The following is a 12,662-nucleotide window of genomic DNA, read 5'->3' as shown; positions in this document are numbered from 1 at the left end:
GGGTCGCTCACTCAAAAAACTGACAGGCTACTTCCGAAGAAGTATCCTATTTCATTATTTCTTGTGAACATTTGATATTTTAAGTTAGACGCCAATCCGAAGATTGACGCTGCACTTACATCAAATGCCCACACTTATCGACTGTTAATTGTTAAAGAACTGTATTCGGTTACTGCTTTCGCGCTATCGACAAAGCGTTGTGTTTGTCAGCTGCGAAGAAGGAAGAGTATGAAGCATTTTGCTACGTCCGTCAACTCCTTCTTTACTACTCATCGCCGTTTCCGGTGATCCTCAACTGCCGCATTTGACTGCGTCTCATTGGGGAGGCGAACTATAGCAAAGCGCCCCTGTAGAAGCAAGGCTTTTGCGGCCAACTGCTACAATTTCGCCCCCTCAACGCAAATTCGCGTCCCACCATAGAAGATTCACCATGAAACAACAAGCTCAAGGATCAGGCCTGACCCTGAAACGAGCTGGCTTTACCACTGGCTTCGGCGTGCTCGCCGCCACCCTCGGTTCCGCAGTCGGTCTCGGCAATATCTGGAAGTTCCCCTACCTGACGGGCGCCAATGGCGGCGCTGGCTTCCTGCTCATCTATCTGCTCGCCACCTTATTGGTGGGACTGCCCGTGATGATCGCGGAAATCACCCTGGGACGCCGGGCCAAGGTCAACCCGATCTCGACCATGGAACAGCTGGCACCGAAGGGCAAACCCTGGTGGCTGGTTGGCGTGATCGGCATGATCGCCGCCTTCCTGATCGTCGCGTTTTATTCGGAAGTGGTGGGCTGGGTGTTTGCCTACATCGCCAAGGCCATCGATGGCTCCATCCTCAGCAGCGACAGGCAGGTGACGGAAGCGGCCTTCGCTTCGCTGATCAGCAATCCCCTGCAATCGCTGTTCTGGCAATGGGGCGTGCTGCTGTTTATCGGCGGCATATTGATGCTGGGCGTGACCAAAGGCATCGAAGCGATCGCCAAGAAACTCATGCCGCTGCTGTTCCTGCTGCTGCTACTGCTCTGCGCGGTCAGCCTGTCGCTCGATAAAGCGGGCGAAGGCCTGGCGTTTCTGTTCCGCCCTGATTTTTCCAAGCTGACGGCCTCTGTCGTGCTGACGGCCATGGGCCTGGCCTTCTTCAAATTGTCCGTCGGCATGGGCACGATGATGACCTACGGCAGCTATTTCCGCGATGACCAGAATATCCCCGTCACCACCTTGCGCGTGATGGCGGCCGACCTCGGTGTATCGATGCTGGCCGGTATCGCCATCTTCCCCGCCGTGTTCACGTTTGGCTTCGCCCCCAGTGCGGGACCGTCGCTGGTGTTCATCACCATCCCGGCCGTGTTTTCGCAAATTCCCATGGGGCAAGTCCTGATGGTGGTGTTCTTCATCCTGGCCGCCGTGGCCGCCACGGGGGCGATGCTGTCGCTGATGGAAGTGCCCGTGGTGATTTTCCATGAACGCTTTGGCTGGACGCGTACCAAGGCCACCATCGTGACCATGCTGCTGCTGGCCGTGCTCGGCTCCGTGTGCGCGCTGAGCAACAGCACCCTGGCGGACTTCAAGCTATTTAACTTGAATATGTTTGATCTGTTCGACTTCGTCTCGTCGAATATCTTCCTGCCGGTAGGCGGCATCGCAATTGCCTTGTTTACAGGCTGGGCCTGGGGCAAACAGCATTTCATTGAGGCGATCAGCAATCACGGCCAGTTGCAGAACAAGACCCTGGCGCATGTGCTGCTGTTTCTGCTGCGCTTTGTCTCGCCCGTGCTGATCCTAATCGTGATGCTGAAGGGTTTACAGGTCTTCTAATCAGAGAACCCGGGTGTAGGTCTGGCGCACCAGCACCCGGTCGCCGCAATCGAAATGCCACCATTCGCTGTTGATACCGAAAAAGCCCGCCTGGAACATGGCGTCGCGCAACAAGCGACGATGCGCCACGTGCTCCTCCGTGATTTCTCCCTTTTCCAGCAAAACCAGCTCCAGCGCCGGATGCGAGCGCTCACTCAGATCATCGAAGCCCGTGCCCATGTCCAGTTCCTGACCGTCCGGCCCCACGATGGTGATGTCGAGCGCCATGCCAAATGAGTGGATCGAGCCGCGCGACGGTTCCGCGATATAGCCCAGTAACTCCGTTCCCTGCAGCGCATCCCACAGTTGCTGCTGCACCCGCTGCGGGCGCAAGGCGTCGAGCACCAATAGATGATGATCGGGGCGATGCGCGGCCAGCCAGGCCACGGCCTGTTCCAGTGCCGCGGCGGCATCGCGGTGCAGCCAGGCGCAATCGATGGGGCTGTATAAATCGCGGCCGACAAAATTCTCGGGCGTGGCATAGCGCAAGTCGACGGCGATGCCGGCGATGCTGCTCAGGTGGCGAAATTGCGGATCGCTGCCGACCGCTTCCAATTGCAAACTTGCAACAGACATCAGACTCCTCTTTCCAGGCAGTTGCGCGCCGCCACACCTATGCTGTCGGCCAGGCGCCGCGCGCCATGCGACAGCGGCGAGTGGCTCGCCGTCAATAAATACAGTTGGATGGGGATGGCTGGCGCCCAGGGACGACGCTGCAGGCGCTCGGGCGAGCCGGAGGCGGCCGTAAACGGGTCGACCACAGCCATGCCGGCGCCCGCTTCTACCAGGGAACGGGCAATTTGATAGGTTTGCACCACGGTGGAAAAGACGGGGTGGATATCCTGCGCCTCGCAGGCGGCGACCACCAGTTCGCCCAGCGGATCGTTATCCGCATGGCCGATCAGCTCGCCATTCAGGCCATGCGCCGTCAAGGGCGTGCCGCAATCGGCCGCATGCCAGGTGCCGGCCGGCGCGATCACCGTCATGACGCCCTGCGCGATCGGTTCGGCCACGATGCCCGGATGGCGCGGGTCTTGCAGCGACACCGCCAGGTCCGCTTCGCCCAGGCGCAGGGTATTGACGATCTCGCCCGTGTGGTGGGTGGCCAGCTGGCAACGTGTGTGGGGAAAGTCGCGCCGCCATTCCGTCATGGCAAACGGCAAGACGCTGATGGCGATCGTCGGCGTGGAGACCAGGCGGATGGTTTCCACCGCGTGGCCCTTCAGGCTGGCCGCCAGGCGGCGGATACCCAATAAGTCGCGATTGAGCTTTTCCGTTTCAACAAACAAACGGTGCGCCTCCGGCTTCGGGTACAGCTTGCCCCGCACGCGCTCGAACAGCGGCATGCCCAGTTGCAATTCGCAATGCTGCAAGACCTTGGTCACGGCTGGTTGCGAGATATGCAACACCTGGGCGGCGCCGCTGATGGTGCCAACTTGCATGATGGCGTGAAACACTTCGATATGACGCAGCCGCATGAGCTATTCCTTTACCTTGCCGTGGCCGCCTGGGCCGTCAACGTTCAGCATATAAGAAAAAGTCATGGGCTGGAACGGCAGTGCTACTTTGTTGCAACAGCTGGGGCCGGCGTCGTCAGCACTTCCAGCAGGGCCGCCGTTTCGCCATCGGGCGTGCCATCAAACAGCGTATTGCGGTATTTCATCTGGAAGGCGATCAATACATTGCGCGTCGCTTCATCGAAGACGCCCGTATTCGGCGTCGCATAGCCGTGCTGGGCCAGCTTTTTCTGGAACCAGACGGCGTCCGGCACTTGCTGCTCAAAAATGATTCGCTGCGCTGCCACGCGGTTCGCGTCCGGCCAGACGATCAGGCCCGCAGCGGCCAACTGACGCCATGGAAACAGGGGGCCCGGATCCTGCTTGCGCTGCGGGGCGATTTCGTTGTGGCCCAGGATATTTTCCGGCGCGATGTTGTAACGGGCCTGGATATCTTTCAACAGCGGAATCAGCTCATCGATCTGCGCCTGCGGAAATGGATACCAGAGACGGCCTTCCGGCGTGTCCTTGTAGCCGGGGTTGACGATCTCGATGCCGATCGAGCTGACATTCAACTGTGTATAAGTCTTCCAGTTACTCACACCCGCGTGATTGGCCTGGCGCGATTCGTCGACCAGCACGTAAAACTTCGGCTTGTCCGTGTCGGTCAGCAAATAATGGCTGCTGACCACTTGTTCCGTCAGGATCTTGATCGAGCGTGGCAGGTCGCTGACCGTGTAATGGATGACGATGAATTTCACGCGCGGGCTCTGGCTGCGCGCCGTCAGGCTATGGTCGAGGTGCGGCGCGGGCGTGGTACAGGCGGAGAGCAGGGCCACCAGCAGGGCGAGGGCGATTTTTTTCATGAAAGATCCATGTTCGGGTTAATAAAATAGTCAGTTCTTGCCAGTACGCTGGCTGGCTGCCCGGGCTGCCAGCTTGGCCGCAGCCTCATGCGCACGGGCATCTTTTTGCTCCATCATCAACGATACCGGCAAAGCGGCGCGCATGGCAACCGCAATGGCCGGGTGCAACTGCGCCGCACGGCCCGCCAGCACCACGGGACGCGGACCGTAGCGCGCCGTCAGGGCCAGCGCCAGACGCGCCAGTTCCTGTCCCGCGCGCTGCAAGATGTCCAGCGCCAGCGGGTCGGCATCCGCACTGGCGGCCACGGCCAATGCCAGCCGGCCGATGGCGCCCCGGTCCTGGCCATACATGAAGGTGCGCGACAGCGACCAGTCGCTGCCGCCGAGATGCGCAAACACGGCCCCGGCCATGGGCGACCCTTGCCAGCTGCCGGGCGCCTCATCTTCGCGGCGCCAGATGTGGCGCAAGGCTTCGCGCGCGATCCAGTAGCCGCCGCCGCCATCGTCGAGCAGCACGCCGCGCCCGCCCGCGCGGTGAAACACGCCATCCGTATCGATCCAGGCGGCGATCGAGCCCGTGCCAGCGTAGACCAGATAACCCTGACCTGGATCAAAGCTGTCGCGATAGGCAATCTCGATATCGTTGCATACACTGACGTCGGCGGCGTCCAGCGCCAGCAAGGCGGCCAGCGCTTGCGTCAGTGCCACATCATCACCGCCAAAGCCCGTCAAGCCCGCCACCACGGCGCGCGGCCGGCCGACGGCCAGCACGGCCTGGCACAGCCTGGTAAAAGTGGCATGCATGGCCGCGCGGCCCGCATCGCTGCCCATTTGCAAGGCAGATAAGCCTTCCACGGCACCGTCGGCCACGATGGCGCCGTCGACGGTGGCCAGGGCCCAGCGCGTCTGCGTGCCGCCCGCGTCGATGCCCAGCCCGAGCACGGCAGTGTCAGTATTGGTTGCAGGGATGGAAATCATGGCATGAGTGTAAAGCCAAGCTGAACTTGCAGGCATGAAAGCTTACGCATGTTTCATGCCTGCAGGTTATGGACTAACGGTGAACAATTACTTGGCGGGGGCCGTAAACGGTGCGCGCACGGTGACGCGGGGGCTTTCATTGCCGAGGCGGTCCACGGCGCTGACCACCACCGCGTTGACTTTACCAGTGGCATCATCAACCAGGGTCAGCTCGCCCTGCACGCCCGTGACCACCGTGAAGCGCCAGTCTTCGCCATAGCGCGCCCACACGGCGTACTGGGCCACGGCTTTGCCGCCGCCCGCCGTCAGTTTTACATTCAGGCTGGTGGAATCGCGGCGCAAGGCCAGCACCGGCGTACCGGGCGCTTCCTTGCCCAGCCACGGCGTGGCGGGAATCAGGGCAGGGCTCTGATACACGTTCGCCTTGAGTTGCTCGCTGACACCCTTACGGTTCTGCATCAGGGGCGCCATGCTGAAATGCACTTGGCCATTCGCGCCGGAACGCGTGCGCGTCACTTCGATCTGCTTGATGATCTCTTGCGGCGTGAAGGACTTGGCGGAATTGTCGATACGGCTCGTATATAAACCCGGCCACACGTGGCGGCCATACGGATTTTGCGCCAGCCAATAGTCGAGCAGCACGCCAAACGCTTGCGGCGCCTGCGCCACGGGCCAGTACAACTGCGGCGACAGATAGTCGAGCCAGCCCTTGGCCAGCCACAGTTCCGCATCCGCATACAATTTATCGTACTGGCTGAAGCCGACGATGCCGGCAGGGCGGCGGTCAGGACGGCCAATGCCAAACGGGCTGATGCCGAAGCGCACCCAGCTCTTTTCGCGGTGGATGCCTGTATACAGGGCTTCGATCAGCTGGTTGACGTTCTGGCGGCGCCAGGAAGGGCGGTCCAGCTGGCCACCGGCTAGCAGATATTGCTGCCAGGAAGGTTCATCGGGGAACGGCAGTTCGCGCTTGGCGCCGCCATTGCCCGCATCCAGCGCGGCTGTTTCGGCACCGGCGCCGGCGCCAGGCGCGTCGATCGGATACGGATAAAAGTAGTCGTCGATGTGCACGCCATCGATATCGTAGCGGCGTACCACGTCCAGTACCACGTCCGTCGTGTGCCTGGAAGCGGCGGCGTCGCCCGGGTCCATCCACAGGTAGCGGCCGTATTGCTTGACGGATGCCGGGTTGGTGGAAGCGAAACTGTCGCGCGCCAGCGGCGACTTGGCCGTCGCGTGACGGGCCCGGTAAGGGTTGAACCATGCATGCAATTCCAGGCCGCGCGCATGCGCCTGCGCCACCCAGAAAGCCAGCGGGTCATACATGGGCAACGGCGGCTGCCCCTGCTTGCCGGTCAGGTATTCCGACCACGGCTCCAGCTGCGACGGGTAAATCGTGTCGGCGCTGGGCCGTACCTGCAGCACAATCGCGTTCAGATTCAAGGACTTGGCGCGGTCAAGGATGGCGATCGCCTCGGCTTGCTGCTTGGCCACCGGCAAATTGCTGCGGCTAGGCCAGTCGATATTGGCGACCGTCGAGACCCAGGCGGCGCGGAATTCGCGCGGCGCCGGCGGCGGCACTTCGCCCGTGATGTGCTGCACGGGCGGCACGGCCGGCAAACCCGCTTCGCCCGGCGTCACTGCGGAGGGCAGTTTGGTGCTGGTACAGCTGCTGAGCAATGTGGCGGTGGCCAGCGCGGCCAGCACGCCAGCCGTGGCGCCCAGGCGTTTTTTAAAAGTAGACAACAAAACAATTCCTTGCAGTGGTGGAGCGCAGGTCTATCGGTGCGGGCATTTTACTGTGCGCCCGCCATCCTTGCGGGCGCACGGTTCAAAAGAATCAGGCCTCGGCCTTCTTGCCGAATTCGGGATCGATCTTGACCAGCGCGGCCATGATGAAGGCGGGAATCGTGGCGATGCAAACCCAGATGAAGAAGTGCTGGTAGCCAAGCATTTGCTGGATCCAACCGCTGGCCATGCCCGGCAGCATCATACCCAGGGCCATGAAACCCGTGCAAATGGCGTAATGGGCCGTTTTGTGCGCGCCATCGGACACCATGATCATGTACAACATATACGACGCGAAACCGAAGCCATAGCCAAATTGCTCAAGCGCAATCCCACCGGCGATCACATAGATGCTGCTGGGCAAGGCGCTGGCCAGGTAAACGAAGACCAGGTCGGGCAAGTGGACGGACAGCACCATGATCCACAAACAGCGTTTCAAGCCGAAGCGGGAAATGATGAAGCCTCCCAGCAAGCCGCCCAGGGTCAGGGCGATCACGCCGATGGTGCCGTAGACGAGGCCCACCTGTTCCGTGCTGAGGCCCAGGCCGCCCTTGGCGACGGGGTCGAGCAGGAAGGGCGCAGCCAACTTCAACAGTTGCGCTTCGCCGAGGCGGAACAGCAGCAAAAATCCCAGGATGACGAGAATATCCTTCTTCTTGAAGAAGGACGCAAAAGTGGCGATGAATTCCTGCAACGGAGAAATACCGGCGCCCTGGATGCTGGGGCGGTCATCCTTGGGTTTCGGTAAAACGAAGTAGTGATACAGGAAGAGGGCGATGAACAGGCCCGCCAAAATCGCGAACACGACGGACCAGGCCAGTTGCACATTGCCCGTCGCATGCGTCAAATAGCCGGCCAGATACACGAGGCCGCCCTGGCCCGCGATCATCGCCAGGCGGTAAAACGTGCTGCGCACGCCGACAAAGGCCGCCTGCTGGTGCTCTTCCAGGCCCAGCATATAAAAGCCGTCGGCGGCAATATCATGCGTGGCGGAACTGAAGGCCATCAGCCAGAAGATGGCCAGGCTGATCTGAAAAAAGTGCGGCAGCGAGGTCGTCAAGGCCACCAGCGCCAGCGCGGCGCCGATCACCAACTGCAAGCCGACGATCCAGAAGCGCTTGGTGCGGTACATATCGATGAAGGGCGACCACAGGGGCTTGATGACCCAGGGCAAATACAGCCAGCTGGTATACAGCGCGATATCCGTATTGCTGAAACCATAGTTCTTGTACATGATCACGGACAAGGTCATGACCACTACATAGGGGATGCCCTGGCCGAAATACAGGGAAGGGATCCACAGCCACGGCTTATTTGCGCGCGCCGGGGCGGTTTGTTTCACTAGCTCCATACATCCTTCTTTGTCTCCCAGACAGAAGAATGCCGCGCCATCGGATCACGCCGCCAGTGCCGCCCGCACACTGCCGTCCGCGCCGGCCAACAATGCCTGTGCCTGGTTTGTGTTGATTTTTTTGATCAAGGCAACTATCGCCACCTTGACGTGAAATTGGCATTGCTCCAGCACAATCCTGGCCTGCGCCTCGCTGGCGCCGGTGGCATGCATGGTCAGACGCACCGCCCGCCAGATCAGCTTGGCGTTGGTCGGCTTCAAGTCTACCATCAAGTTTCCGTAAGTTTTGTGCAAACCGACCATCAGGGCGCTGGAAATCGTGTTCAGGGTAATTTTTTGCGCCGTGCCCGCTTTCAAGCGCGTGCTGCCGGAAATGACTTCCATACCTGTGTCGAGAACGATGCCGCATTGCGCCTCGTGCGCCACGGGGGCGTCCACATTGTTGGCGATGCCGATGGTCAAGGCGCCCGCCGTGCGCGCGGCCAGCAGCGCGCCCAGCACGTAGGGCGTGGCGCCCGAGGCGGCCAGCAGGATCACCACGTCGTTGGCTTGTGGCTGCAGGGCCAGCAAGTCCCGCTCGCCTTGCGATAAATCATCTTCCGCCCCTTCGACGGCCGTAAACATCGCGCCCGCGCCGCCGGCCAGGATGGCGACGGCCCGCTCGGGCGGCCAGGAAAACGTGGGATTGAGTTCAACGCTGTCGAGCACGCCCAAGCGTCCAGACGTGCCGGCGCCCACGTACAGCAGGCGTCCGCCAGCGGCGATGCGGGGCAGGGCGGCCGTGATGGCGGCAGCAATGTCGGGCGACGCCAGCCGCACGGCTTCGACGGCCCAGAACTGGTCATCGACCAGCGCTGCCACCAATTGCTCCACCGGATACAGGTCCAGATCCGGATGCCGCCGGCTCGGGGTTTCAGTTTTCAACATGATTTCAGAACATGGTTGAAGGTGAAACCAGTTTAATACCAACGAGCGAGATCAACCATGAAAGGATGGCGGGTGGGCATAACGGGAGTTTATGGCTAGTGCAGGAAGGTGGTGTGCTACTTGTACTTCGATACGCTCCCGTTTGTGTCTATACTTCAGCTCGACGCCAACATCAACGACACGCCCCATGATCGCTCGCCAATTGCTGTTCCTGTTTAGCGCCCTTGGCGCCATCAACGGCATTTTCCTGGCCGTCTATTTTTTCAGCCGTCGGCCTCGCTGCCTCGCCGATTGCATGCTCGGTGCATTGCTGCTTGCCGTCGGGGTGCGCACCGCCAAATCCGCCTTCCTCTACTTCAACCCTGCGATCGCAATCGAATTCCGCCAGCTGGGCCTGTCGGCCTGCCTGCTGATCGGTCCCTTGACCTATCTCTATGTGCGCTCTTTCCTGGCCGGGCTCGCGCAACTACCTGCCGGCCAACAATGGCGCTGGCACTTGGGCTTGTCCTTCCTGCTGATAGTCATTGGCGTTGCCTTTCCGTATTCCGCGTATCGTCCTGCGTGGGACCTGTCGAGCCATGCCATTCATGTGTTCTGGCTATGCTACCTGCTGGCAACTGCCAAGTTGCTCTGGCAAAGCCGCCATGCATGGCTGAACGACGGACAGCGGATGGCGACCAGCAGCGTGCTCCTGCTGAGCGTCTTTGCAGGCAGCTGCGTCATGCTGGCGGCGTACGCGAGCACGCCGTTCACGTCCTATATAGTTGGCGCCTTGTCGTTCACCTTCTCGCTGCATGTCGCGGTCATGGTCTTTCTACTGAGAAAGGAAACCTCGACGCCTACCGACCCGAAGCAGAAGTACCAAAATAGCCGCCTGACGCACGAAGATGCGCTTGCCGTGCTCGCTGCGCTGGAACAACAGATGAGCGGGCAAAAATCCTATCTGAATCCGAACCTCACCCTGGCCCAACTGGCCAAGCGGGCGGGATGCACGCAGGCGCTGGTATCGCAGGTGCTGAATGACAAGCTGAGCAAAAGCTTCAATACCTACGTCAACGAATACCGTATCGCCGAAGCGAAACAGGTATTGACCGACGAGCCGCAACTGAACATGGATACCGTTGCCGAGCGCTGCGGATTCAATTCCAGTTCCACCTTCTACTCGACCTTCAAGAAAGTGGCTGGACAGACGCCCGCCAGCTTCCGGGCCCAATCTGGTCAGGCGGCCAAGGCTATTTCCGCGTAAAACCTCTCCGGAATCGCCATTCCGGAGTCTGAAATCATGTTTGACGACATCAATTCCCCTGCACTTCGATAAATTATCGACCACCAGCGATCTGAAATAGTCGTTGCTCCGATAAACGCAGTTCTATATGCAGGGTACATCCATGATTCAGTTTTTATTGCGAACGATACTCGCCTGTTGCTTCCTGAGCATCACCGCCATCGGCACCGCCGCAGACCAGGACGAAAATGCCATCCGGGAGACCGTGCGCTTGTATATGCATGGCACCAGCTTTAACGTACAGAGCGAAATCAACCAGGCCTTCCATGCAAATTCCCGCCTTTACCTGGACGGCAAAAACGATGCGGAATGGGAGTTGAGCGGTCCGGAATACGCAAAACTCTTTTCCCAAGAGAAAATAGGGCAATTCAATGGGCGCCACGGGCGACTGATCAAGGTGGATGTGAGCGGCAAGGTGGCCACCGCCAAGGCCGAGATCCACCTTCCCCAGCAAGGGGTCCGCTATGTGGATGTATTTCTTCTGAAAAAGATCGCCGGCAACTGGAAGATCGTCAGCAAGTCGGCCCATCGCGAACCAGCAGCCGCGCGCCATGCACGCAAGGTGCTGCTGGTCGTGTCGAATGTGCATCAATATCCCGGCACAAAAATTAACGCAGGCAATAATTTTCCCGAGCTGGCCTATACCTATGATGCATTTCGCAAAGCAGGTTACGCGGTCGACTTCGTCAGTCCCGAGGGGGGCGCCATTCCTTTGGAAATGATCGTCACGTCGGACGAGCTGCTCAAAAAGCATCTGTACGACAGTGATTTCATGTGGGCACTGGCCCATACCAAGCCCGTCTCCGAGGTCAAGGCAGACGAGTATGCGGGCATGGCTTTTGTCGGCGGCGGCGCGGCCATCGTCGGCATCCCGGAAAACAAGCCGCTCCAGGACATCGCCTTGCATATCTACGAACAACAAGGCGGGGTGATCGCGGCAATCTGCCATGGCACCGAGGGCATCAAGAACCTGAAGCTCAGTGACGGTACTTTCCTGATCCAGGGCAAGGTGCTCACCTCGTTCCCCGATGCGTTTCTCAACAAGGAATCGCCGATCTACAAGGCCTATCCCTTTTCGGCAGAAGCCAGCATCAAGCGCCATGGCGGCATATTCAGACACGGCGCCAACGGCAAGAGTCACGTCGAGGTCGATGGCCGGCTAGTGACCGGCATGAGCTGGGAGTCGTCCGTCGGCGTGGCGGAATCCATGATGCGCCTGTTCGAGCAGTAAATTTATGGAGCGCGACGCATTTCCGCCACAAAATCGTAATGATCGCTGCGGCAATACGAATGCGTCAGTTCCACCGCTTCGCCCGACTCCAGGTAGGCGATGCGCGTGATGAACAGCACGGCCTGGCCATCGGGGATACCCAGTTGCTTGGCCAGCACATCTGTCGCATTCATGGCGCGAATGTGTTGCAAGGCGCGCATGGGGGCCTTCTTGATGCTGCTCAAGTATTCATACAGCGAATCGCCCATGGCGGCCGGGTCCGGCACCACGCTGAAGGGCAGCACGCTCACTTCATACGCCATCACCACGTCGTCGGCCAGGCGCAAGCGCTCCAGACGGGCCACTTTCGTATTCTGCGCCAGCCCCAGGCTCAGCTGTTCATCACTGCTGGCGATGACGACTTCGCGCTTGAGCCAGCGCGAGCCGGGGCGGTAGCCGCGCTGCTGCAGCTGCTCGGAAAAACTCGACAGGTTCGACAACGGCTGTTCGATGCGCGGGGCAATATAGTTGCCCGAGCCGCGGCGGCGCACGACGAGGCCTTGCTCGACGAGCTGGTCGATGGCCTTGCGGGCAGTCACGCGCGATACGTCGAGCAGTTCGGACAGGGTACGTTCAGATGGCAGGGCCTGGTCTACCTGGTAGCGGCCGTTGCGTACGTCATCGCTCAGCTTGCGGGCGATCTGCATATATAAAGGCGAATTGTCATTTAAATCGACCTTGAGTTCTACGCTGGTCTGGCTCATACAGTTCTCCTTGTCCTCCTAGTGTAATAGCGATGGCGCTTGCGCGTAGCCCGTCCGCCCATGAATAAATGGAAAATAGCTATAAATAACGGCTATACACTTAAAAAAACAATGTTTTACCGTACGTATAGCTTTGCATTATAGATAA

Annotated in this window: 11 protein-coding genes; 3 read left to right on the top strand and 8 right to left on the bottom strand. The window is 60.0% G+C overall.

The annotated features are described in order from the left end of the window. The first annotated feature begins 430 nt into the window (after nt 1–430). Nucleotides 431–1,810, top strand: a complete 1,380-nt coding sequence (locus ACQ4WY_RS16740) for a sodium-dependent transporter (protein ID WP_436504990.1) — start codon at nt 431–433, stop codon at nt 1,808–1,810. On the opposite strand, the gene ACQ4WY_RS16735 is transcribed toward ACQ4WY_RS16740, so the two are convergent. The 7 genes from ACQ4WY_RS16735 to ACQ4WY_RS16705 all read right to left on the bottom strand — a co-directional run bounded on the left by ACQ4WY_RS16735 (nt 1,811) and on the right by ACQ4WY_RS16705 (nt 9,255). Further along, entirely contained in the window at nt 1,811–2,425 is a 615-nt protein-coding gene (locus ACQ4WY_RS16735) for a M15 family metallopeptidase (protein ID WP_436504989.1), read from the bottom strand. Next, nucleotides 2,425–3,327: a LysR family transcriptional regulator gene (locus ACQ4WY_RS16730; RefSeq protein ID WP_305062990.1), complete on the bottom strand. Its 903-nt coding sequence runs from the start codon at nt 3,325–3,327 to the stop codon at nt 2,425–2,427. The genes ACQ4WY_RS16735 and ACQ4WY_RS16730 overlap by 1 nt, the downstream gene beginning before the upstream one ends. An 83-nt stretch (nt 3,328–3,410) precedes the next feature. Further along, nucleotides 3,411–4,211: an N-acetylmuramoyl-L-alanine amidase gene (locus tag ACQ4WY_RS16725; protein ID WP_436504988.1), complete on the bottom strand. Its 801-nt coding sequence runs from the start codon at nt 4,209–4,211 to the stop codon at nt 3,411–3,413. A 30-nt stretch (nt 4,212–4,241) separates the two neighbouring features. Next, entirely contained in the window at nt 4,242–5,189 is a 948-nt protein-coding gene (locus ACQ4WY_RS16720; protein WP_436504987.1) for a BadF/BadG/BcrA/BcrD ATPase family protein, read from the bottom strand. 87 nt (nt 5,190–5,276) lie between these two features. Further along, nucleotides 5,277–6,938, bottom strand: coding sequence for a glycoside hydrolase family 10-like protein (locus ACQ4WY_RS16715; RefSeq protein WP_436504986.1), 1,662 nt, complete (start codon nt 6,936–6,938; stop codon nt 5,277–5,279). A gap of 91 nt (nt 6,939–7,029) precedes the next feature. Next, nucleotides 7,030–8,328, bottom strand: coding sequence for an MFS transporter (locus tag ACQ4WY_RS16710; RefSeq protein ID WP_436504985.1), 1,299 nt, complete (start codon nt 8,326–8,328; stop codon nt 7,030–7,032). Nucleotides 8,329–8,373: 45 nt separating this feature from the next. After that, complete coding sequence (locus tag ACQ4WY_RS16705) at nt 8,374–9,255, bottom strand: N-acetylmuramic acid 6-phosphate etherase (RefSeq protein WP_353659489.1); 882 nt, start codon at nt 9,253–9,255, stop codon at nt 8,374–8,376. Nucleotides 9,256–9,442: 187 nt separating this feature from the next. Between ACQ4WY_RS16705 and ACQ4WY_RS16700 the strand changes: the two genes are divergently transcribed. Together ACQ4WY_RS16700 and ACQ4WY_RS16695 are read left to right on the top strand one after the other, a co-directional pair. Further along, entirely contained in the window at nt 9,443–10,501 is a 1,059-nt protein-coding gene (locus ACQ4WY_RS16700) for a helix-turn-helix transcriptional regulator (protein WP_436504984.1), read from the top strand. 142 nt (nt 10,502–10,643) lie between these two features. After that, a complete protein-coding gene (locus tag ACQ4WY_RS16695) occupies nt 10,644–11,771 on the top strand; it encodes a nuclear transport factor 2 family protein (RefSeq protein WP_436504983.1) in 1,128 nt (375 codons plus the stop codon). A 2-nt stretch (nt 11,772–11,773) separates the two neighbouring features. Here the strand turns inward: ACQ4WY_RS16695 and ACQ4WY_RS16690 are convergent, their stop codons facing one another. Continuing rightward, a complete protein-coding gene (locus ACQ4WY_RS16690; RefSeq protein ID WP_436504982.1) occupies nt 11,774–12,514 on the bottom strand; it encodes a GntR family transcriptional regulator in 741 nt (246 codons plus the stop codon). Nucleotides 12,515–12,662 lie beyond the last annotated feature (148 nt).

This window comes from Janthinobacterium salmonicoloratum, from assembly GCF_051380845.1.
Lineage (GTDB): Bacteria > Pseudomonadota > Gammaproteobacteria > Burkholderiales > Burkholderiaceae_D > Janthinobacterium > Janthinobacterium lividum_F.
The sequence above is the reverse complement of the archived record's forward strand: the minus strand, read 5'-3'. Positions and strand labels throughout refer to the sequence as shown.

Excerpts from the sequence above, each read along its gene's own strand:
- ACQ4WY_RS16740 (WP_436504990.1), top strand. The coding sequence starts at position 431 with ATGAAACAACAAGCTCAAGGATCAGGCCTGACCCTGAAACGAGCTGGC.
- ACQ4WY_RS16735 (WP_436504989.1), bottom strand. The coding sequence starts at position 2,425 with ATGTCTGTTGCAAGTTTGCAATTGGAAGCGGTCGGCAGCGATCCGCAA.
- ACQ4WY_RS16730 (WP_305062990.1), bottom strand. The coding sequence starts at position 3,327 with ATGCGGCTGCGTCATATCGAAGTGTTTCACGCCATCATGCAAGTTGGC.
- ACQ4WY_RS16725 (WP_436504988.1), bottom strand. The coding sequence starts at position 4,211 with ATGAAAAAAATCGCCCTCGCCCTGCTGGTGGCCCTGCTCTCCGCCTGT.
- ACQ4WY_RS16720 (WP_436504987.1), bottom strand. The coding sequence starts at position 5,189 with ATGATTTCCATCCCTGCAACCAATACTGACACTGCCGTGCTCGGGCTG.
- ACQ4WY_RS16710 (WP_436504985.1), bottom strand. The coding sequence starts at position 8,328 with ATGGAGCTAGTGAAACAAACCGCCCCGGCGCGCGCAAATAAGCCGTGG.
- ACQ4WY_RS16705 (WP_353659489.1), bottom strand. The coding sequence starts at position 9,255 with ATGTTGAAAACTGAAACCCCGAGCCGGCGGCATCCGGATCTGGACCTG.
- ACQ4WY_RS16700 (WP_436504984.1), top strand. The coding sequence starts at position 9,443 with ATGATCGCTCGCCAATTGCTGTTCCTGTTTAGCGCCCTTGGCGCCATC.
- ACQ4WY_RS16695 (WP_436504983.1), top strand. The coding sequence starts at position 10,644 with ATGATTCAGTTTTTATTGCGAACGATACTCGCCTGTTGCTTCCTGAGC.
- ACQ4WY_RS16690 (WP_436504982.1), bottom strand. The coding sequence starts at position 12,514 with ATGAGCCAGACCAGCGTAGAACTCAAGGTCGATTTAAATGACAATTCG.